Annotated in this window: 12 protein-coding genes; 10 read left to right on the forward strand and 2 right to left on the reverse strand. The window is 45.9% G+C overall.

The window, feature by feature from the left end:
• The first annotated feature begins 4 nt into the window (after positions 1 to 4).
• The 3 genes from ACYQ0C_RS08230 (at position 5) to ACYQ0C_RS08240 (ending at position 4553) form a co-directional block, all read left to right on the forward strand.
• Positions 5 to 1747, forward strand: a complete 1743-nt coding sequence (locus ACYQ0C_RS08230) for a bifunctional metallophosphatase/5'-nucleotidase (RefSeq protein WP_016276303.1) — start codon at positions 5 to 7, stop codon at positions 1745 to 1747.
• Positions 1748 to 1751: 4 nt separating this feature from the next.
• Positions 1752 to 2090, forward strand: coding sequence for a hypothetical protein (locus tag ACYQ0C_RS08235; protein ID WP_025076827.1), 339 nt, complete (start codon positions 1752 to 1754; stop codon positions 2088 to 2090).
• Positions 2091 to 2219: 129 nt separating this feature from the next.
• Entirely contained in the window at positions 2220 to 4553 is a 2334-nt protein-coding gene (locus ACYQ0C_RS08240) for a TonB-dependent receptor (RefSeq protein ID WP_016276305.1), read from the forward strand.
• Positions 4554 to 4633: 80 nt separating this feature from the next.
• Here the strand turns inward: ACYQ0C_RS08240 and ACYQ0C_RS08245 are convergent, their stop codons facing one another.
• Positions 4634 to 6745 (reverse strand): KamA family radical SAM protein, encoded by a 2112-nt coding sequence (locus tag ACYQ0C_RS08245; protein ID WP_016276306.1) that lies wholly within the window; start codon positions 6743 to 6745, stop codon positions 4634 to 4636.
• Between the two features lie 319 nt (positions 6746 to 7064).
• On the opposite strand from ACYQ0C_RS08245, the gene ACYQ0C_RS08250 reads away from it, so the two are divergent.
• The 4 genes from ACYQ0C_RS08250 to ACYQ0C_RS08265 all read left to right on the forward strand — a co-directional run bounded on the left by ACYQ0C_RS08250 (position 7065) and on the right by ACYQ0C_RS08265 (position 15934).
• The gene (locus ACYQ0C_RS08250; RefSeq protein ID WP_257464246.1) at positions 7065 to 10376 is read left to right on the forward strand and encodes an MGH1-like glycoside hydrolase domain-containing protein; all 3312 of its coding nucleotides are present in this window, start codon (positions 7065 to 7067) and stop codon (positions 10374 to 10376) included.
• Positions 10377 to 10427: 51 nt separating this feature from the next.
• Positions 10428 to 13181, forward strand: a complete 2754-nt coding sequence (locus ACYQ0C_RS08255; RefSeq protein WP_016276308.1) for a glycoside hydrolase family 78 protein — start codon at positions 10428 to 10430, stop codon at positions 13179 to 13181.
• A gap of 72 nt (positions 13182 to 13253) precedes the next feature.
• A complete protein-coding gene (locus ACYQ0C_RS08260; RefSeq protein ID WP_016276309.1) occupies positions 13254 to 14585 on the forward strand; it encodes a glycoside hydrolase family 28 protein in 1332 nt (443 codons plus the stop codon).
• An 8-nt stretch (positions 14586 to 14593) separates the two neighbouring features.
• The gene (locus ACYQ0C_RS08265; protein ID WP_016276310.1) at positions 14594 to 15934 is read left to right on the forward strand and encodes an alpha/beta hydrolase family protein; all 1341 of its coding nucleotides are present in this window, start codon (positions 14594 to 14596) and stop codon (positions 15932 to 15934) included.
• 208 nt (positions 15935 to 16142) lie between these two features.
• Here ACYQ0C_RS08265 and ACYQ0C_RS08270 read toward each other — a convergent pair whose 3' ends face one another.
• Complete coding sequence (locus tag ACYQ0C_RS08270; RefSeq protein WP_016276311.1) at positions 16143 to 19280, reverse strand: ATP-binding protein; 3138 nt, start codon at positions 19278 to 19280, stop codon at positions 16143 to 16145.
• Positions 19281 to 19715: 435 nt separating this feature from the next.
• Here ACYQ0C_RS08270 and ACYQ0C_RS08275 point away from each other — a divergent pair, with 435 nt between their 5' ends.
• The 3 genes from ACYQ0C_RS08275 (at position 19716) to ACYQ0C_RS08285 (ending at position 23013) form a co-directional block, all read left to right on the forward strand.
• Positions 19716 to 21239, forward strand: a complete 1524-nt coding sequence (locus ACYQ0C_RS08275) for a Do family serine endopeptidase (protein ID WP_016276312.1) — start codon at positions 19716 to 19718, stop codon at positions 21237 to 21239.
• Positions 21240 to 21581: 342 nt separating this feature from the next.
• The gene (locus ACYQ0C_RS08280) at positions 21582 to 22442 is read left to right on the forward strand and encodes a sigma-70 family RNA polymerase sigma factor (protein ID WP_005843258.1); all 861 of its coding nucleotides are present in this window, start codon (positions 21582 to 21584) and stop codon (positions 22440 to 22442) included.
• Between the two features lie 169 nt (positions 22443 to 22611).
• Entirely contained in the window at positions 22612 to 23013 is a 402-nt protein-coding gene (locus tag ACYQ0C_RS08285; protein ID WP_016276313.1) for a hypothetical protein, read from the forward strand.
• Positions 23014 to 23016: the final 3 nt, after the last annotated feature.

Here is a 23016-nt window from a genome sequence, read left to right on the forward strand (position 1 = left end):
AGAAATGAAATATATTGTTTGTATCAGCGCCCTTTTGGTATGGGCGGGCATGCAGTTGGCTGCATCCAATAATCAGAAAGAAGTGGTTATCAAGATTATAGAAACCAGTGATGTGCACGGGAATTTCTTTCCGTATAATTTCATTGAGCGGAAGGAATGGAGCGGAGGTTTGTCTCGTGTTCATTCGTTTGTGAGAGAACAGCGTGAGAAATATGGGGATAATTGCCTGCTGATGGATAATGGGGATATCCTGCAAGGGCAGCCTACGGCCTACTATTATAATTTTATAGATACGGTCTCCGTTCATGTTGCGGCAGATATGATGAATGATATGGGGTATGTGGTCAGCAATATGGGCAACCATGACATAGAGACCGGGCATGCGGTGTACGACCGTTGGGTACGGCAGTGCGATTTTCCGGTACTGGGAGCTAACATCATAGATAACGCCACCGGGAAGCCTTACTTGAAACCCTACGAAGTGTTGGAACGCGACGGGGTGAGGATAGCGGTCCTGGGTATGATTACTCCGGCCATTCCTTCGTGGCTGCCGGAGAAGTTATGGAGTGGTCTGCATTTTGAGGAAATGGAGCCTTGCGCACGTAAGTGGGTGGAGATTATAAAGAAAAAAGAGAACCCCGATATCCTTATAGGGTTGTTTCATGCCGGAAAGTCTGGTAATGTGCTGGGACAGGTCATAGAAGATGCTTCTATGGATGTTGCCAAACGGGTTCCGGGATTTGATGTGGTGCTGATGGGGCACGACCATACGAGGGAATGTGTCAAGGTACAGAATGTGGCGGGGGACAGTGTACTGGTCATTGACCCGGCAAGTAATGCCAATGTGGTCTCGGAGGTGACACTGACCATAACAAAGAAAGGTGGGAAAGTGACAGCGAAGTCTGTGGAAGGCAGATTGGTGGATATGAACAAGTATCCTGTCAGTGAGGAGTTTATGGAGAAGTTTGCCCCTCAATATAAAGCTGTGAATGATTTTGTATCTCGTAAGATCGGGACTATCTCGCGTACGATCACTGCGAAGGATGCCTATTTCGGTTCTTCTCCGTTTATAGATCTGATTCATCAGTTACAGTTGGAAATTTCGGGAGCAGAAGTGTCCTTCTCCGCTCCGCTGTCCTTTCGGGCAGAGATTAAAGAAGGGGATATTTATGTGAGTGACATGTTTAATCTGTACAAGTATGAGAACATGTTGTATGTGATGAAGCTATCGGGCAAGGAAATTAAAGGTTTTCTGGAAATGGCCTACGCCATTTGGACGAATCAGATGAAGAGTCCCGAAGACCATCTGATGCTTTTCAAAGAACCGATAGAGAAGGGCAAACATGCTAGTTTCAAGAATTTCAGTTTTAACTTTGACTCTGCTGCAGGTATTAACTATACGGTGGATGTGACCAAGCCGGCAGGAGAGAAAATAACGGTTCTGAGCATGTCGGACGGGAGTCCTTTCAGTATGGATAAGGTTTATAAAGTGGCTTTGAATTCTTATCGTGGAAACGGTGGCGGAGATTTATTGACTCTTGGAGCAGGAATTCCGAAGGAAGATTTGCCCAAACGTATTATCTTTGCAACCGATAAAGATTTGCGTTATTATCTGATGCAATATATCGAGCAGGAAAAAGTGCTGCATCCTCATGCTATGCACCAGTGGAAGTTTGTTCCGGAGGAATGGACTGTGCCTGCCGCAAAAAAAGACTATCAATGGCTGTTTGGCGAGGAAAAGAAATAAATAGTTGAGCAAGAGAAGGTACATAGTAGCCCCGTTATTACTGCTGACGCTGTTTTTAACGTATCAGGTAAGCATCACCTTGTTTACCCACGTTCATATTGTGAACGGGGTGATGATTGTACACTCTCATCCTTCGTCCGGCAAACATCATACGCATACCACAGGACAGGTTATCTCCATTGCTCATCTGAGCGTTATTCAAACATTGGAGGCCGAGGCGCAGACTGAGGTGACCGTGTTCCGTCCTGTGCTGTATGTTCTGGGATATAAAACAAAAACTTTCCGCACGAAAGCGCCTTACATGCAATGTGTCCGCTTGCGTGCCCCTCCTTTTTATTGCTGAAATAAGGTATAGCTGTTGATGGAATACGTTCGGACGATTCCTCCAACAGGTGAAATGTGTTTTTGTCATAGGACTTATACACGTTCTTTAATTAAATAAACCGAAACATTTTAGTAATAGAAAAAATAGATGAAACAATATATTCTGTTACTCGTGCTCATGGTGATGGGTGCGGGTATCAACGCGTATGCAGAAGATGTAAATCCTGTGAAGGAAGGAAATGTGATTTCTGGTCATGTAGTAGAAAAGGGTACGGAGAATAGCCTTCCGTATGCCACCATATTGATTGTGGAGACTGGACAGGGTACGGTGAGTAATGAGGACGGCGAGTTCCGTTTCAAGAAGGTTCCGGCAGGAAAGTACACATTGAGGGTTCAGCTACTGGGCTATGAGACACAGGAAAAGAAAGTGACTGTCAGTAACGACTTCACGGTAGATGTTCATTTTTTGATGAGCGACGAAAGTATCATGACGGATGAGGTGGTGGTGTCGGCCAATCGCAATGAGACAAGTCGCAAGGTAGCTCCGGTGGTGGTCAATGTGATGAATGCCAAACTGTTCGAGTCAGTGAATTCTACCGATTTGGCTAAATCATTGAACTATCAGTCGGGATTGCGTGTGGAGAATAACTGCCAGAATTGCGGCTTTCCTCAAGTGCGTATCAATGGGCTGGAAGGGCCTTATTCGCAGATTCTTATCAATAGCCGTCCGGTAGTCAGTGCTCTGTCCGGTGTGTATGGCTTGGAGCAGATTCCGGTGAATATGATAGAGCGTGTGGAGGTTGTCCGCGGAGGAGGATCGGCCTTGTTTGGTGCTAATGCAGTGGGCGGAACCATCAATATCATCACGAAAGACCCCATCAACAATTCATTTCAGGTTTCTTCAACGATGTCTAATATGAACGGCAAGGTGTGGGAGCAGTATATGGGCGCCAACACCTCTTTGGTGTCAAAAGACAATACGTATGGCATCGCTTTGTATCAGTCTTATCGGAACCGTAATCCGTATGATGCGGACGGAGACGGTTTCTCGGAGTTGGGAAAGCTGAACATGAATACGTTCGGGTTGCGTACTTATTACCGTCCTACGCAGTTCAGCCGTATCAGTCTGGAATATCACACTACGAATGAGTTCCGTCGCGGAGGAAATAAATTTGATTTGCAGCCGCACGAAACGGATATCACCGAACAGACCAAGCACGTCATCAATAGTGGCGGATTGAGTTATGATCTGTTTTGGAAAGAATACAAACATAAGCTTTCTTTCTATTCTTCCATCCAGCATACCGACCGTAACAGTTATTATGGTGCGCAGCAGGATGCGAATGCATACGGAAAGACGAAAGACCTGACTTGGGTGGCAGGCGGCATGTATGTGGGTAATTTTGAGAAAGTTTTATTCTCTCCTGCTACTTTTACCGCCGGATTGGAGTATCAGAACAATTCCCTGCACGATGTTATGACCGGTTATCACCGTGATATGGAACAAGATGTGCGCATTGCCAGCGCTTTTGTACAGAACGAATGGAAAATGAATCAGTTTGTATTCCTGGCCGGGTTCCGTCTGGATGATCATAACTTGATTGACAATCCTATCTTCAGCCCCCGTCTGAACCTGCTTTACAAACCGAATGACAAATTGCAGGCACGTATTACCTGGTCTACCGGTTTCCGTGCGCCGCAGGCATACGATGAGGATTTGCATGTTACCGCAGTAGGAGGTGAGGGTGTACTTATCAAGTTGGCGGAAGGGCTGAAACCGGAGCATTCCAACAGCATCAGCGGCTCCGTTGATTGGACGGCAAATATCGGTCATTTCCAGACCAATTTGTTATTGGAAGGGTTCTATACCGGATTGGATGATGTGTTTGTACTGGAGGATATGGGGCATGACAAGGACGGTAACAAGGTGAAGGAGCGTCGCAACGGTAACGGGGCGCGTGTGTATGGCGTGAATCTGGACGGAAAGATTGCACATGGACGTGATGCGGCTTTACAGGTGGGCTTTACGGTACAGCGCAGCGAATATACCGAGTTGGAGGCATGGAGTGAGAATCCTGAGGTAGCGCCGGTGAAGCGGATGCCCCGTACTCCTGACTATTACGGTTATTTCACATTGACAGCTGCTCCGTTCAAGAATTTCGACTGCTCTTTGTCCGGTGTGTACACAGGCCGGATGCATGTGCCGCATTTCGCACCGACAGAGTTGCCCGAGGAATATATAGGACAGTATATCGCTAAAGATGAAATGGTACATACGCCTGATTTTTTTGATTTAAATGTGAAACTGAATTACACATTTGTATTGAATGACCATATCAAATTGCAATTAAACGGTGGAGTACAGAATATTTTCAATGCTTTCCAAAAGGATTTGGACAAAGGGGGTTATCGTGACTCGGGTTATTTCTATGGGCCTACACAGCCTAGAACGTATTTTGTGGGAATCAAGATTACGAATTGAATAATCTGCTGATTTGTCAATGTGCTAATATGTCAATAGGTTACGCTTTGTTCCGCATGGCACATTAGCACATTGATAAATTAACAGATTGATTTATTATCAACTACTGACAAGTGACTATACTTTTCTGTAATCCGGAACCCCGGATCGGGATAATTATATAAGGGGAAGCGGTGTTCCGTTTCTCCTTCCATATAACTCCACAGACTGGCATATTCTTCTTTCTTTTCGCCCATTTCCTGCAATTGCAACATATATTGCCAGATAGATTTGTTTTCCTTGATATATATTTTGTCCATCTGATGAATGATCGGGCTATGTTGGCGGGTGGGATCATGGTCAAATTCCAACATCCGCTTTCCATCTTTCGTCATACCGATAGTGACAAAAGTCATACTTTTGCCTATGCCCGGCAGATTCAACACACTGCGGTCCGTTGCTACGAAAGGAATCTGGTGGGAGGTACAGAAACGCTGTATGGCTGCGGCGCGGTCCTTGCTGTTTCTCAGCAAGTTCAAGAACTCCTTTTCTTGCTCTGCGGAAAGTTTTCCCCATACCTTTTCCTCTTCTTTCTCCTGTAAGGAGCGGCTGTTCGGTGTGAATACCGCGTAGTTCTCTTCAAAACCTTTTACCGAGAAGGTGTAATAGCATAGTACACCCAGCCCATTCAATACTTTGCGCAGTTTGGCGGTATGTCCGCGACGGGAGGCCGCTACATTATATACTAACTGATTGGTGATAGTCCATCCGGCTGCCAGTATCTTGCGGATAGCTTCACGCGCTTCGGGTGTTACTTCCAGTGGAGTCTGGAAATGCGTTTGAATCAGAAATTGGCTGACTCCTATGGCAGATGCCTTTTCTTTGAACTCGCGTAAGATTTCCAATAGCTCGTCATTGATTCGCATGGGCAGATACACAGGGAGCCGGCTTCCCAAGCGTACACGCTGGAGCTCGGCGTATTTTTCTCCTTCCGCACGGTGCAGGTTTGCATTCCGCTTGCGGACAGCCATTTTGTAGACGGCTTCCAGTATATTGCGCAGGGTCTTGTTCTGGCTCATCAATGCATCCCCACCCGTAATCAGGATATCCCTGAGTTGAGAGTCGTTCTCAAAGTATTCCATCAGTTTTTTCAACCTTTTGTCCCAGCTCTCTTTCGGCTTCAATTCCTCAAAGTTGAAGTTCAGGCGTTCACTTTGGAAGTCGTACATGCGCTGGCAGGATGCACACAGGCCACCGCAAGCTCGTCCCATCGAGTCGGGGATAAGAATGGCCACATCGGGATAACGCCGGTGGATATTATGACCTTCAGGCAACAGCCATCCCGCGGCATTGGGCTTTCCGGCTTCCACCACATCTTCTTTTTCCCAGGCGTGGATATTTCCGTAGGTTTCTACCAATTGGGAAGAGTACAAGATATAGCTTCGTATGGCTGTATCATCATATCCTTTCCCCGTAGGATTCAACAAAGAAATATAGTAAGGGGTGATAAAGACAGGCATTCTTTTCTTACGTGCTTTGTGATAAAGCTGCAAAGTTTCTTCCGGCAGGGAATTACCTAACATCCGGTTCAGTTCGGTGGGGCTTTTTACAGCCATAGCCAGATGGAAACGGGCTTCATTCCACCATTGGCAGACCAGTTGGCGCTTTTCCTCCCCGGTGATTCCTTCGGGAAAAATGTAACGGCTTGAGGGCGCGTGCCTGTTTTCTATTTTCTGGATAAGAAGGGAGATGATACGCTCTTTGTTTTGGTGGCGGATAGCCCGGACATCGTCATTCAGTCCGCTGGGCCAGCGTTTCATCCATTGTTGCACTTGTTTTTCATTGGGAAGTTCGTCCTCTTCGTGATAAAGCCGGTCGAACTGGTGATACAGGTCCATCCATAAATCAACGGAAATCTCTTCATTGATGATACGATTCGTTAAAAACTTCCAAAGCAGTGAGATGGTTTCTATTTTAATCTCTTGTTCTGTAGAGGCTTCGTAAATGGTTTTTCCATCGTTATCTATCAGTCTTTTAATTTGCCTTGCGGCAGCAGGATTGTAAATATGACCGGATAATAGATAATCGTTCAGCTTGTTTTTAAAAGCTGTTTCATCCTGGCTTTCTGAAGCCAATGAAGTGAGTTGGGTTAATCGGGTTTCGAATAGTGTTTTAATGCCATGGGTGGATAACATCTTATTCTTTTGTTTCATAAGCAAACGGTTGTTAAAAAAGTGAATACTATAAATAACATATTTCTCGTAGAAAAGTTATCAAACTGTTAACTTCATGCTGCTAAGATAATAAAAAAGCTTCTTTTATGCAAATCCCTTAACAAAAAGACGTTTTTTATAAATAGCATTATTTTATAGAGTACATTTGCTTTGTGCTTTCGTCTTTTTTTAAAGCCCGAAGCTTTTATCGGGAAACGAAGAAATTCGTAATTTTGTAGGGCTTTGCTTGTTTGCAGGCCAATCAAGCTGAAGAGAAACCTCATTTTAATAGATGGAAAAACAACATAGAAGAAAATAAATGGAACTGAAACAACTTTTTACCTTTGCAGCAGCCTGTTCGCTGGCGCTTTCGGTGTCGGCGCAAGATAGAGTACACTATACAGGCACGGAGCTGTCTAACCCTACCTATCATGACGGGCAATTGTCACCCGTGGTAGGAGTACACAATATTCAGGTGATGCGTGCCAACCGGGAACACCCTGCACCCGATAATGGCAATGGATGGACATACAATCATCAGTCCATGTTGGCTTATTGGAACGGACAATTCTATATGCATTATCTTTCCGATCCTTCGGACGAGCATATTCCTCCCTCACAAACTTTCCTGATGACCTCGAAAGACGGTTATCACTGGACAAACCCGGTGACCCTTTTCCCTATCTACCGGGTTCCCGATGGCTATACCAAGCCCGGACGCACAGACAAGGCGAAAGATCTGGATGCCATCATGCATCAGCGTGTAGGCTTTTATGTGTCAAAGAGCGGCAGACTGATAGCTATGGGGAACTATGGCGTGGCACTGGACAAGAAAGATGACCCGAATGACGGGAACGGAATAGGCCGTGTGGTTCGCGAAATTAAAAAGGACGGTTCCTTCGGCCCCATTTATTTCATTTATTATAACCATGCGTTCAATGAAAAGAATACCTCTTATCCTTATTTCAAGCGCAGTAAAGACAAGGAATTTGTAAAAGCCTGTCAGGAGATTCTGGACAATCCCCGCTACCGCATGCAATGGGTGGAGGAAGCCGACCGCAATGACCCGCTGATTCCTTTAAACAAAGAATACAAAGCATATTGTGACTATACCTTGCCCGACGGCCGTTTGGTAAGCCTGTGGAAACACGCCCTGACTTCCATCAGCGAGGATGGCGGGAACACATGGGCGCAACCGGTGGAACGTGCGAAAGGTTTCGTAAACAGTAATGCGAAGATCTGGGGGCAACGTTTGAGTGACGGTACATACGCCACGGTGTATAATCCTTCCGAGTTCCGCTGGCCACTGGCTATTTCGCTGAGTAAGGACGGGCTGGAATATACGACCTTGAACCTGGTGCACGGCGAGATTACACCGATGCGTTACGGAGGTAATTATAAATCATTCGGTCCTCAGTATGTACGGGGTATTCAGGAAGGTAACGGGACTCCTCCCGATGGTGATTTATGGGTGACTTACAGTATGAATAAAGAGGATATGTGGGTGTCTCATATTCCTGTGCCTGTCCGCGCACACGCCAGCGAGCATGCTGACGACGATTTTGCTGGCTACAAAGATTTGAGTGAACTGACTGACTGGAATTTGTATTCCTTGCAGTGGGCTCCCGTATCACTGGATGGAAAATGGCTGGTGCTGCAAGACAAGGACTTATTCGATTATGCCCGTGTGGAGCGTAAGATACCTGTCACAAAAGAACTGAAAGTTTCTTTCGAACTGATGGCGGAACAGAACGATAAAGGACTTTTGCAGATAGAATTTTTGGATGAAAACGGCATTGCCTGTTCCCGTCTGGAACTGACTCCCGATGGACTTTTCCGCGCCAAAGGAGGTGCGCGGTTTGGTAATTTGTTGAAGTATGAACCGGGTAAGGCATATAAGGTGGAAGTGGAACTCTCTGTTGCCAACCGCATGGTAATTGTCTATGTGGATGGAAAGAAAGTGGGGCAACGTATGTTCTTTGCACCCGTTCCGGCCATTGAGAGAGTGATGTTCCGCACCGGAGCGCAACGGACTTATCCTACGGTGGATACTCCGGCGGACTGGTATGGCATTCTGCCGGATGCGGGTGAGCAGGAACCCTTGTGCACTTATCGTATAGCCAACTTTAAGACGGCTTCTGCTGATAAGGATGCAGGTGCGGCCTTCTTGAAATATAAGGATTTCAAGCCCTATGTGGATTATTTCAACAGCATGGAGGATGAGAATATAGCCCAGGCTATTCCCAATGCCCGCGCATCTCAATGGATGGAAGAAAACATTCCTCTTTTCGAGTGCTCTCAAAAGAACTTCGAGGAAATGTATTATTATCGTTGGTGGACGTTGCACAAGCACATCAAGGAAACTCCGGTGGGCTATGGTATGACCGAATTTTTGGTAAACCGTTCGTATGCCGATAAATACAATCTGATAGCTTGTGCCATCGGTCATCATATTTATGAGAGCCGCTGGTTGCGTAATCCGGAATACTTGAATCAGATTATCCATACTTGGTATCGGGGGAACGAAGGCGGCCCGATGGCCAAAATGACCAAGTTCAGCTCGTGGAATGCGGATGCGGTACTGGGACGTTACATGGTCGATGGAAACAAGGAGTTCTTGTTGGATATGGTAAAGGATTTGGAAGCGGAATATGCCCGTTGGGAAAAGACAAACCGCCTGCCCAATGGACTTTACTGGCAGGGTGATGTGCAGGATGGCATGGAAGAATCCATCAGCGGAGGCCGTCGTAAGCAATATGCCCGTCCTACTATCAATAGTTATATGTATGGCAACGCCAAAGCGCTTTCTCTTATCGGCATCATGACAGGAGATGAGGGCATGGCCATGAAATATGGATTGAAAGCCGACTCCATTCAGACATTGGTACAGGATAAGTTGTGGAACACAGACCACCATTTCTTTGAAACGATGCGTGGAGATGCGTCCGCCGAGGTACGCGAGGCTATCGGCTACATCCCTTGGTATTTCAATTTGCCGGATGCTTCTTCCAAATACACTGTGGCATGGAAGGAAGTGATGGACGAGAAAGGTTTTTCCGCACCTTACGGACTTACCACTGCCGAGCGCCGTCACCCTGAGTTCCGCACGCATGGCGTAGGTAAGTGTGAATGGGATGGGGCTATCTGGCCGTTTGCATCTGCACAGACTTTGACTGCAATGGCCAATTTCATGAATAATTATCCTCAGACTGTATTGACAGATAGCGTGTATTTCCATCAAATGGAACGCTATGTGGAGTCGCAACATCACCGTGGCCGCCCCTACATAGGCGAGTATCTGGATGAGGTGACCGGTTATTGGTTGAAAGGAGATCAGGAACGCAGCCGTTATTACAATCATTCTACTTTTAATGATTTGATGATTACCGGTTTGATAGGACTCCGGCCGCGCATGGATAACACAGTGGAGGTGAATCCGTTGATTCCCGAAGGAAAATGGGATTATTTCTGTTTGGATAATGTGTTGTATCATGGCCGTAACCTCACTATTTTGTGGGATAAGGACGGCAGCCGTTACCAGCGTGGAAAAGGTCTGCATATCTATGTGGATGGAAAGGAAGTGGGACATGCCGATACATTGACCCGTGTTCTTTGTGAGAATGTGCTATAAATTTGAATAAAGGGGATATCTTAAGATAATAAATAGACTGTTGAAAGAAAAATGAATTATAGAAAATTCTTAATAGCCGCTTTGTTAGTGATGTCTTTCGCCGTACAGGCGAAGGACATCACTATTACCCGCCTGACTTGTGAAATGCAGGAAGGACTGGTAACTACCTCTGACACCCCCCGTCTGGGATGGCAGATGAGTTCGCCGGAAAATGGCACGCGGCAGACTGCTTATGAGATAGAGGTTCGGGATGTATGGGCAGGAAAAGTAGTCTGGAACAGCGGCAAAATAAAATCCGCTCAAAGCCAGTTGGTTTCCTGTGCGGATGCGGCCTTGGAGAAGGACAGGCATTATACTTGGCGTGTTCGTGTCTGGGATGAGGCTGATACGCCTTCAGCCTGGAGCGAATCCTCTGATTTCAGTATCCTGACTTCCGAAGCGGCTTTCGCCGGCAGTGAATGGATTGGGGCCATTACCCGTAAAGACGCTCATTTACCCGAAGGCCGGAAATATCATGGCAGTGAACTGAAAAAGCCTGAGGCAAAGGCCGCCTGGGCTGCTGTGGATACTTTGGCAAAGAAAAGTATTTATCTGCGCCGCGAGTTCCATGTGGCAAAGAAAGTGAAAGACGCCACGGCATATGTATGTGGTTTGGGCTTTTATGAATTTTCGCTGAATGGAGAAAAAGTGGGAGACAGCGAATTTGCCCCTCTATGGAGCGACTATGACAAAAGTGTCTATTATAATACTTATGATGTCACCTCGCAAGTGAAGAAAGGCGGTAACGCCATCGGAGTCCTGCTGGGAAATGGATTTTACAATGTGCAAGGCGGCCGCTATCGTAAACTGCAAATCAGTTTCGGCGCTCCCACGCTTCGTTTCCGGATGGTGGTGAATTATGAAGACGGAACCAGTGAAACGATTGTTTCCGGCAAGGACTGGAAGTACGATTTCAGTCCCGTACTGTTCAATTGCATCTATGGCGGAGAAGATTATGACGCCCGCCGTGAGCAGAAAGGCTGGAACATGTTCGGTTTTAAAGAGCAGGGTTGGGGTCCTGTCGTGATTCAGGAAGCCCCCAAAGGGGTGCTTCGTCCGCAGATAGCGCAACCGGTGAAGATCATGGAGCGTTATGATATCCGGAAAGTGACCAAGCTCACCGCTGAACAGATAACAACCGCCTGCAAGTCAACCAAACGGACGGTGGACCCGTCTGCCTTTGTGCTGGATATGGGACAGAACCTGGCCGGTTTCCCCGAAATTACCGTCCGTGGAAAGAAAGGGCAGAAAATAACCTTGCTTGTATCCGAATCCCTGACGGACGAGGGAGCTTGCAATCAGCGTCAGACCGGCCGGCAGCATTATTATGAATATACTTTGAAAGGGGAAGGAATGGAGACTTGGCATCCCCGTTTCTCCTACTATGGCTTCCGGTATATTCAGGTGGAAGGCGCTGTGCTGAAAGGGCAGAAGAATCCCCTCCGTCTTCCGGTGATCCAGAAGATACAGTCGTGCTTTGTTTATAACTCGGCTCCTAAAATATCCACTTTCGAATGCTCCAACCGCATCTTCAATGAGGCCCACCGATTGATAGAGAAAGCGGTGCGAAGCAACATGCAGTCTGTGTTTACGGATTGTCCGCACCGGGAGAAACTGGGCTGGCTGGAACAGGATCATTTATGCGGTCCCGGTTTGCTGTACAATTATGATTTGACGGGCTTTGTCCCTCAGACTCTTCAGAACATAGCCGATGCGCAGCATGCCAACGGCGCGGTTCCTACTACTGCTCCGGAATATGTGGTATTCGAGTCCGATTTGCGTGATTTTGCCGAATCTCCCGAATGGGGATGTACCTTTGTGGTATTACCCTTCATGTATTATGATACGTATGGGGATGATTCATTGATCAGAAAATATTATAACGGAATGCGCCGTTACATTGATTACCTCACTACCCGTGCCGACAATGGAATTGTTTCTTTCGGATTGGGTGACTGGTATGATTATGGAGATTTCCGGGCCGGTTTCTCGCGTAATACGCCTGTTCCTCTGGTGGCTACCGCCCATTATTATATGGTTGTACGCTATTTGACGGAAGCTGCGCGTATGCTGGACAACCGGTATGATGTGGCCTGTTACACCCGTTTGAGCGAGGAAATCAATGAGGCATTCCATCGGGAGTTTTATCACAAGGACACTCGTCAGTATGGTACGGGAAGCCAGTGCAGCAATGCCTTGCCTTTGTTCCTCGGAATGGTTCCCGCCGATGACAGACAGGCGGTGCTTGATAACCTGGTAGCGGATATAAAACGCCACGGCAACCGGCTGACCACCGGTGATGTGGGTAACCGTTACCTGTTCCAGACTTTGGCGCGTAACGGGTTGAATGAGCTGATGTACACCATGCACAACCATGAAGAAGCACCCGGCTATGGTTTCCAGCTGAAATTCGGAGCTACCACGCTGACCGAGCAATGGGACCCGCGGCAAGGTTCTTCGTGGAATCACTTTATGATGGGGCAGATTGATGAATGGTTCTTCAACTCGCTGGCGGGTATCCGCACCGTTGAGGGAAAACCGGGAATGAAGGAAATAGAAATACGTCCCCGGCCGGTAGGCGATTTGACATACGTCCGTGCCTCTACCGAAACCTTGTACGGAAAGGTAGTGGTAGACTGGACCCGCGAGAATGGAGTCTTTACATTGAAAGTAACGATACCTGTAGGGTGTACGGCACGCGTATTCTTCCCCGATGAAAAAGAGCCGAAGATAGTGGAAAGCGGAACTTATACCTTTAAGAAATAAACGCAGCTTTCATAGGAAAAGCCCCTTGGGGTATTTGGTAAAACTAAAATAAAATAATGAACGATAAACGATATGAATAAACGTACCTTTTTAAGTCTGTTACTATGTGTTTGCTGTCTGTCTTTTCTGCATGCGGAGCGTGTGGATATGCAGCAGGCAGGTGCCGATGTGCAAGGCAGGAAACTGAACACAGCATTGATTAATTCCACCATCGACCGCCTGAACGCTCATGGTGGAGGAACCCTCTTTTTCCCCGCAGGAACTTATCTCACCGGTTCCATCCACATGAAAAGCAACATCACTCTGGAACTGGAAGCAGGAGCCACCTTGAAATTCTCGGAGAACTTTGACGACTTCCTCCCTTATGTGGAAGTGCGCCATGAGGGAATCATGATGAAAAGTTTCCAACCGCTGATTTATGCCGTGGATGCAGAGAACATCACCATCAAGGGTGAAGGGACACTGGACGGACAGGGCAAAGCATGGTGGACGGAATTTTTCCGCGTCCTTGTAGACCTCCGGGACAACGGCAAGAGAAACATCAACAAGTACCAGCCCATGTTCGAGAAGGAAAACGACCTGAAAGCCCTTTACGCCGAAACCAACGAAGACTGGCACGGCACATTGGACCGTCGTTTCTTCCGTCCTCCTTTCATACATCCCATCCGTTGCAAGAATGTACGGGTAGAGGGCGTGAAGATTATCAACTCTCCCTTCTGGACCGTAAACCCTGAGTTTTGCGATAATGTGACCATTAAGGGCATTACCATCCACAATGTGCCTTCCCCCAATACGGACGGCATCAACCCTGAGTCTTGTAAGAACGTACATATCAGCGACTGCCACATTTCGGTAGGCGACGACTGCATCACCATCAAATCAGGACGTGACCTGCAAGCGCGTAAACTGGGCGTTCCTTGCGAGAATATCACGATTACCAATTGCACCATGTTGAGCGGACACGGTGGTGTGGTTATCGGCAGCGAGATGAGCGGAGGAGTGAAGAAAGTAACCATCAGCAATTGTGTCTTTGACGGAACCGACCGGGGGATTCGTTTGAAATCCACCCGTGGCCGCGGAGGTATCGTAGAAGATATCCGGGTAAGCAATATTGTGATGCGTAACATCAAGAAAGAGGCTATCGTCCTCAATCTGAAATACAGCAAGATGCCTGCCGAACCGAAGAGTGACCGTACTCCGGAATTTCGCAATATCTATGTGTCGGGTGTGACGGTCCGTGATGTAAATACCCCCATTATGGTGGTGGGCCTGCCCGAAGCGCCTATTACCGGTATTGTGATGCGTGATGTGTATATTCAGAATGCCAAGCAACGCTGTGTTTTTGAAGACTGCAAGGACTTGGTGCTGGATGATGTGTATGTGGATGGTAAAGAAATAAAATAGACTTCCCGATGAAGAAACAACTATTATGGTGCATGGCGGCACTCTCTTTTTCCGCTGCATCTGCACAAACTTATGAAACCCGGTTCGCACGTCCGTTATCCGATGTGTTGAATGACGTTGCCGCCCGTTTCCAGGTCCGCTTGAAATATGACGTGGATACGGTGGGGCGTGTGCTTCCGTATGCCGATTTCCGTATCCGGCCCTATTCGTTGGAGGAAACGCTGACCAATGTGCTTTCCCCCTTCGATTATAAATTCGTAAAGCAAAGTGACAAGGTGTACAAGCTGAAACCCTACGAATACGCCCGCCGCACGGATGCCGACGGAGAAAAAATGCTGGCATACCTTGGCGGTCTATATAGTGACAAAGGTCAATGGGAACAGCGCAGGGAGATTCTCCGCAAAGAGGTGCGCCAACGTCTGGGACTGGATGATATGCTGGGGAAAACAGTGAAGGATGCGAAGCCTGTTCTTTCCAAAATACGCAAATTTGATGGCTATACCGTGCAGAACTTTGCATTGGAAACCTTGCCGGGGCTTTATGTCTGCGGTTCAGTTTATGCTCCCCGCACCAGGGGCAAACATGCGCTGATAATCTGTCCCAACGGACATTTCGGACAAGGACGTTACCGCAAAGACCAGCAGCAGCGCATGGCGACACTGGCACGTATGGGGGCTGTCTGCGTGGATTATGACCTGTATGGTTGGGGGGAATCCGCCTTGCAGGTAGGAGGAAAGGCGCACCACACTGCCGATGCGCACACCATTCAGGCTATGAACGGAATATTGATACTGGACTATATGCTGGCACATCGTAAAGATATAGACCCTACCCGCATTGGTGTGAACGGTGGTTCCGGCGGAGGAACACAGGCCGTGTTGCTCACTGTCCTGGACGACCGTTTTACGGCTGCCGCCCCTGTGGTCAGTCTGGCTTCTCATTTTGATGGCGGCTGCCCGTGTGAAAGTGGCAAGCCCATCCAGTTGGCAGGTGGAGGAACTTGCAATGCGGAACTGGCCGCTCTGTTTGCCCCGCGTCCCCTGTTGGTGGTTTCCGATGGAGGAGACTGGACAGCCACGGTCCCCCGTTTGGAATATCCTTACCTGCAACGCATCTACGGTTTTTATGGTGCGACGGACAAGGTGAGCAATGTACATTTGCCGCAAGAACGTCATGATTTCGGTCCGAACAAGCGGAATGCGGTTTATGATTTCTTTATAGACATGTTCGGCCTTGACCGGAACATGCTGGATGAAAGTAAAGTAACCATTGAGCCGGAAAACTCATTGAAGAGCTTTGGTGAGAAAGGCGAGAAACTGCCTGCCGGAGCTATAAAATATGAAGAGTGATTTTGTCGTTTATTTATTAGGTTAAGAGTTAGTGCAAAATCTCCCTCTTGCATAGCCTGTGAAGGTAAGCAAGGGGGAGTCTTTTCTTGCCAATCCGGCAAAAAGATAACGTTTGAAAGAGTCAACTGGTATTATGACTAAGTGCTAACTCTGTTAGCTATCTTTGCAAGTAAGTAAAGGAGTCGTCTCTGAAATATCAAACTACAGTCTATAACAAGATAATGCGTTTCTGCAATAGGGCGGCGATCTGCTGTCTCAGTAGTGGGGCGCTGATGGGTTTGGCCATATAGCCGTCGAATCCGTTTTCCATAACCCGTTGCTCGTCACTGGCATAGGCGAAAGCCGTAACAGCGATGATAGGTACATCCAAGGACAGTTTTCGTATTTCCCGGGTTGCTTCATAACCATCCATCACCGGCATATTGATATCCATCAGAATTATTTGAGGATGATGGGTCTTATACAGATTGACGGCTTCTTTTCCATCCCAAGCATGAATCAAGTTATAGTTTCGTTTTAAGATAGACTGGAACAGCCGGTAATTGCTTTCATTGTCTTCGGCAATCAGAATGGTCAGTTTGTCTTTCTGTACGGAGATGGGTTGATGCATATCTTCCTTTTTGTTATCCGTTCCGGCTGGTTGATAGGGGATGGTGAACCAGAAAGTAGATCCTTTCCCTTCTTCAGACTCTACACCGATATGTCCTCCCATGTGTTCTACAATCGTTTGGCAGATGGATAATCCCAATCCTGTACCCTGTATAAAGGAGTTAAGTTTTACGAAACGTCCGAAAATGGAATTTGCTTTGTCTGCCGGAATACCGCAGCCGGTATCTTTTACATAGAAATAAAGTTCTCTGCCGCGTAGTTCGTAGCCGAAGGTGATGCTTCCTTGTGAGGTAAACTTGCTGGCATTGTTCAGTAAATTATTCAAGACTTGCATCAGGCGGTTCTTCTCCGTCTTTATGGGGCAGGAGGGGAGTCCTTTTTGTGCAACCAGTTGAATTCCGTGAGCTTCTGTCCGATAACGGATCACACTCTCGATTTCGGAAATAATTTCATTCAGTTCCACGTTGGAATAACAGAATTCCAATGTGCCGGCTTCTATCTTTGACAAGTCCAGTATGTCACTGATTAATTGCAGCAGTAATGTATTGTTGCTTTCAATGATATTGATATATTCCTGTTTTTCCTGTTCTTCCTCTGCAGTGGCAAGGATATTTGAAAAGCCGATGATCGCATTTAGCGGAGTGCGTATCTCGTGACTCATATTGGCAAGGAAAGCTGATTTCAACCGGTTGGACTCCTCAGCACGGTCTTTGGCTGAGAGAAGCTCGTCCTCCATTTTCTTTCGTTCGGTTATGACCAGCGAAGAGCCTACCAGCGTAAGCGGCATTCCATTCTCATCTTTGCTTTCCACGGCCGCTTGTGCCTCTATCCAGTCTATTTTCCATTGCTTTTCGTCATTGGCTATTACACGATATTCTTCTTTTACTTTCTCTATTTTCCCGTCTGCCAGGTCGCGATAGGCCTGCATCACCCGTGGACGGTCTTCCTTGATAATCTTGGCGAAATATTGCTCGTCCGAAACGCTCAGTTGCTCTTCACTGATATCACCCGGCATAGCGGCCATGGCTATGGGGCGGTTGAGGTCGCACAAGATGGTATGGTCTTTCAGATTCCATTTCCAAGGTACGATATTTGCCACGTCCAGTGCCATGGAGAGTTTATGGTTTGTGGCGCTCAGCATTTGCTGTGCATTGTGCAGTTCGGTGCTGTCCATGCAGAACACGTCCACCATATCCGGTTCGGTGGAACAATTCAGAACAACGTCATAAAAGGTATTGATGGTCTTGAAATAAAACGGGAATGTGATTGATTTTTTTTCTTTTAAGGTGATTCCCATGAAATGGGCGAATTCTGGTAAAGCCTCTGGGAAGATTTCGGAAGTTCTTTTTCCTATTATCTCAGATTTTTTGAAGAAACATCGTTCGAAGTAATGGTTGACATCCCGATAAATGCCATCTGCAATATTCCCTTCTTTGTCCCATATAACTTCTTCCTTCATATAGAGAATAGGCATATTGTCTACTAGATGGGTGTATTGTGCGTTCGTCTCTATTTCTTTTTGCTGAGCTCGTCTCAGTGCTTTCAGCATTTGTATGCGTTTTTGTTGCGCTATAGCTACCAGTATGAAAGCTATGAATATAATCAGGATAATCCATTTGTATTTATTCAGAAAATTGACAGGCTTATCATAGAAAATAGTGTTGTCGGGGCATCGTTTAGGATTAAGCCCTTTATTGATGAGTCTGGTATAATTGAAGGTGGGGTGTGCTTCTTTAGGTTCATAAAAAGGGATGTCACTCGCTTTTTTCCCGTTGAGAATGTCATCGGTTGTTTTCAATAATTGCTTGGTGAAGACTTGTTCGTTATACATATATCCTCCTACCATGCCTCCGTCGTCCATTCCTGCATAGCGAATGGTGAACAGCGGGACTGATATGCTGGAAATGCTTCTGTAGGCATTGATCAGCATATTGCTTGAGATGAATGATTCGGTAAACCAGGTGGATGCCAGAATTCCTGTAGTTTTGTCTGTCTTACGTACTGCATTATATAACTGATGTAAAGTATTGGTACGTGAAGAGATGTATTCGTAATCCATTTGTGGGTATTTTTCTTTGATCACCTTCTGCAATTGTTTGTCATATTCCGGATTGGGGTAAATACCGTCTCCTAGAAACACTAGTTTTTTCATGCCGGGAATCATCCGTTGCATCAGTTTCACACTCTCTTCCAAATAGACGGGGGTGTGCATATAGGTGAAATTATATTCTTTGGCCAGTTCGCTCATGTGCGTCCTTTCGTTGGGGCTTACCATATCCCTCTGCCTGTAGAATTCCTCATGATATACATAGGGGTCTGCTCCACAGACAATCGCAGGCACGTCACCCCATAAAGCTTGTATTTCTTCTCTGAAAATCAGGCTCATGCTTCCTACAAAGAACAACAGACGGGGAGGGGTGGAACCGTATCTGGAAAAAAGGGCTTCTGAGAATTTTTCTATTTTTGTGGAGTCGCTTACCATAAATAAATTCAGGTGTTCTATATAGGCATTCATCTTTTCTATTTCTGCTATTTTATGAACGATAGGCGTGGTAATGCTGTTACTCCATGGAGAGGATTCATTATAGCTGTTTAAAATCAGCACATATTCTTCACTTTCAGTCTTTTTTTGTGCATTGTTAGCTTTACTGGTGGCTGAAAAGATTGTAAATACACAGGTATATATCAACAATCGTTGTATATGGTTTATACAAATGCTCTTAAGATTTCTGTCCATGGTTGATTTTATGCTCTTCTTTATTATATAGCTATGATGCTTGTGATAAAACAAATGTACGATTAATTCGGAAAGTGAACGAATAAAAACAAGTGTTTAACAAATATTAAAAGGGTGGTCCAGAAGTGGAAGATTTCCCGTGTGAACAAATGTGGAAGCATTAAAGGGGAACTTTTGCTTGTTCATAAATAAATTAGAGCACCGGTAAGAGATGAGGCAAGTTGTACACAGTGTCATCTAGCTGTCTGTCAGCTATTGATAATGAATGCAAATTTGGCAGATTCTGCGGTTAACCCCTGTTAAGTGCTTATCTGTCTGTGTTAAAAGAGGAAAAAAATCTCTGACAAACGGTACAACCGTACAATATTTGTCATTACATTAGCGTCAGAAATGTTAAACCAAACTTGAAATTAACAAATTAATAGATATTAAGTTATGAAACAAGCAACTAAAATGGTACTAGGCGCAGCAGCAATAGTAGCAGTCAGCGCAGGTGTAGCAGGAGTAACGACTTATTCTATGTTGAAACCCGAGCCGAACAAAAGCGTGGCCTTTAATGATGTGTTCCAACAAAATCCGAATACAAGACTCGCCGCGCTGGACGCCACCCAAATGCAACCGGTGGATTTGACTCAGGCAGCGGAAAACTCAGTGCATGCAGTAGTTCATATAAAGTCAACTCAAGAGTCAAAAACTCAGACGGTTACCGTTCGCGATCCGTTCTATGATTTCTTTGGTGATATTTTTGGAAATGGCAGAGGCGGTGGTCAGCAGCGCCAAGTACAGACTCCTGAAAGAGTGGGCTTCGGTTCTGGAGTGATCATCTCGAAAGATGGATACATTGTGACGAACAACCATGTAATTGATAATGCTGATGTGATCAGTGTCAAACTGAATGACGGACGTGAATATAAGGGACGTGTAATCGGTACAGACCCCAGCACGGATTTAGCGTTGGTTAAAATTGAAGCGGATGAGCTTCCCACTATTCCTGTAGGCGACTCGGAAGCCTTGAAAGTGGGTGAGTGGGTATTGGCTGTAGGTAATCCGTTCAATATGACATCTACAGTGACCGCCGGTATTGTGAGCGCCAAGGCACGTTCTTTGGGCGTATATAATCAAGGTGTGGAGTCGTTCATCCAGACGGATGCCGCTATTAACCAAGGTAACAGTGGCGGGGCATTGGTCAATGCAAAGGGAGAGTTGGTAGGAATCAACTCGGTGCTTTATTCACCGACAGGAGCTTATTCCGGTTGTGGTTTTGCCATCCCTACCAGCATTATGAAGAAGGTGATAGCCGACTTGAAAGAATATGGAACCGTCCAGCGTGCGGTATTGGGCATCAAGGGTACTCCTATTAATGACGACCAGCAGATGATGCCGGAAGATATCAAGAAGAAAGTGAAGGAACTGGGCGCTACTGATGGTGTGCTGATAGCTGAGGTGATCGAAGGAGGTTCAGCAGCCGGTAACTTGGAAGTGGACGATGTCATTATCGGTATTGACGGGAAACGTGTGAAGAACTTTGCAGAATTACAGGAAGGTTTGGCTAAGCACCGTCCGGGTGATAAAGTGACTGTCAAGGTATTGCGTGACAAGAAAGAAAAGAATATCGAGATGACCTTGAAGAACGCACAAGGAACAACAAAAGTGGTGAAGAGTGCGGGTATGGATATCTTGGGCGCAGCGTTCCGTGAAGTTTCTCAGGAATTGAAGAGACAATTGAATTTGGGATATGGTGTGGAAGTCACAGGGGTGACAGATGGTAAGATGAAAGCTGCCGGTATCCGTAAAGGTTTCATCATTCTGAAAGCGAATGGGCAGCCTGTCAAATCCGTAAATGATTTGGAGGATGTGCTGAAAGCTGCAACTCAGTCACCGGATCAGGTATTGTTCCTGAGTGGTATGTTCCCGTCCGGTAAACGTGCGAACTATGCAGTGGATTTGACACAGGAATAAAGATATTTTTTAAGGTAGAAAGTTTCAATAGGTAAAGTTTAGGGGATGCACGGTAAGGGTTACTTCTGTGCATCCTTATTTTTATAGTCGGGCAGGATTGATAAGGGCTGTTGACACGATTCCATCGTGAAACCAGGTTTACGCTATATTATGGAATAATCTCTATTAAGTAAGTTGATAAGGTCAATAAAGAGAAAGATATGATTCTATTTCTGCAAAATATTTAGGAAAAGAGAGACAAAGATAGTCTTTTTTGATTTATTAGCTAATATTTTTCAAACAAAAATGGATGTATTCCATTTTAATATTGTAAATTTGCATCCCAAATTTGTTTTATAGAGAATGAGACAATTAAAGATTACCAAAAGTATCACTAACCGAGAGAGCGCATCTCTGGATAAGTATTTACAGGAAATAGGCCGTGAAGATCTGATTACTGTAGAGGAAGAGGTGGAGCTCGCTCAACGTATCCGTAAAGGCGACCGGGTGGCATTGGAAAAACTGACACGTGCTAACTTACGTTTTGTCGTGTCTGTAGCCAAGCAGTATCAAAATCAGGGGTTAAGTCTTCCTGACTTGATTAATGAAGGCAACCTGGGATTGATTAAAGCAGCCGAAAAGTTCGATGAGACCCGAGGCTTCAAGTTTATCAGTTACGCCGTATGGTGGATTCGCCAGTCTATTCTCCAGGCATTGGCAGAGCAGTCACGTATTGTCCGTTTGCCGTTGAATCAGGTAGGTTCGTTGAATAAGATCAGCAAAGCCTTCTCTAAATTCGAACAGGAAAACGAGCGTCGTCCTTCTCCGGAAGAACTGGCCGATGAACTGGAAATACCTGTAGATAAAATCTCGGACACGTTGAAAGTTTCAGGACGCCACATTTCTGTAGATGCTCCTTTTGTGGAAGGAGAGGATAACAGTTTGTTGGATGTGCTTGTAAACGATGACTCGCCTATGGCAGACCGTTCCTTGGTTAATGAATCACTTGCGAGGGAAATTGATAGAGCACTCTCTACGCTGACCGAAAGGGAGAAGGATATTATCCAGATGTTTTTCGGTATTAATACGCAGGAAATGACGTTGGAAGAAATCGGCGATAAATTCGGCCTCACTCGTGAGCGCGTACGTCAGATTAAAGAGAAAGCCATTAGAAGATTGAGACAAAATTCGCGTAGCAAGCTGCTTAAGTCTTATTTAGGGTAAGAAAGACTCGGTTTCCGAAAAGAAAACAAAGCACAAGGTGGAAGGTGACTCCCGTCTTGTGCTTTTGTTCTTAATATGCTAATTATTATAGTTAATTAATCTATTACTTTTTCGTATTTGTTCGTAAATAACTACTTTTGTCCTCTAATAAAATTATAAAATTAGAATTATGAAATCCATAAAGATTCTGTGCTCTTTATTATTGGTACTGATGGTATGCTCGGCATTCTCATTGAAAGGAAGTAAAGGTAAATCCGTTTATATAGTAGGCGTATCCGCATCGTTTACAGATTCATTGGTCTATTTTACGGAAATCCAGTTGTTGGACAGTGTGAGGCTGGACAAGAATAAGATGTTGCCGGAACGTTCACAATACAGTTATCAGCTGAAAAACTATCTGGAAAACGAGGAAGGGCTGACGAACCGCACTTGCTTTGTTTATTTCTCGAACAGCAGAAAGAAACTGCAGAAGAGCATTAACAAGATGAAGACCAAGTATCAAAAAGGAAAGACCTTGTTGATTCGCGAAGTGAATCCTAACGCATTCAAGTTCAAGAAACCGGAAGAGTAATCC

It is taken from the genome of Phocaeicola sartorii JCM 17136 = DSM 21941 (assembly GCF_054653615.1).

Excerpts from the sequence above, each read along its gene's own strand:
- ACYQ0C_RS08230 (WP_016276303.1), top strand. The coding sequence starts at position 5 with ATGAAATATATTGTTTGTATCAGCGCCCTTTTGGTATGGGCGGGCATG.
- ACYQ0C_RS08240 (WP_016276305.1), top strand. The coding sequence starts at position 2,220 with ATGAAACAATATATTCTGTTACTCGTGCTCATGGTGATGGGTGCGGGT.
- ACYQ0C_RS08245 (WP_016276306.1), bottom strand. The coding sequence starts at position 6,745 with ATGAAACAAAAGAATAAGATGTTATCCACCCATGGCATTAAAACACTA.
- ACYQ0C_RS08250 (WP_257464246.1), top strand. The coding sequence starts at position 7,065 with ATGGAACTGAAACAACTTTTTACCTTTGCAGCAGCCTGTTCGCTGGCG.
- ACYQ0C_RS08255 (WP_016276308.1), top strand. The coding sequence starts at position 10,428 with ATGAATTATAGAAAATTCTTAATAGCCGCTTTGTTAGTGATGTCTTTC.
- ACYQ0C_RS08260 (WP_016276309.1), top strand. The coding sequence starts at position 13,254 with ATGAATAAACGTACCTTTTTAAGTCTGTTACTATGTGTTTGCTGTCTG.
- ACYQ0C_RS08265 (WP_016276310.1), top strand. The coding sequence starts at position 14,594 with ATGAAGAAACAACTATTATGGTGCATGGCGGCACTCTCTTTTTCCGCT.
- ACYQ0C_RS08270 (WP_016276311.1), bottom strand. The coding sequence starts at position 19,280 with ATGGACAGAAATCTTAAGAGCATTTGTATAAACCATATACAACGATTG.
- ACYQ0C_RS08275 (WP_016276312.1), top strand. The coding sequence starts at position 19,716 with ATGAAACAAGCAACTAAAATGGTACTAGGCGCAGCAGCAATAGTAGCA.
- ACYQ0C_RS08280 (WP_005843258.1), top strand. The coding sequence starts at position 21,582 with ATGAGACAATTAAAGATTACCAAAAGTATCACTAACCGAGAGAGCGCA.
- ACYQ0C_RS08285 (WP_016276313.1), top strand. The coding sequence starts at position 22,612 with ATGAAATCCATAAAGATTCTGTGCTCTTTATTATTGGTACTGATGGTA.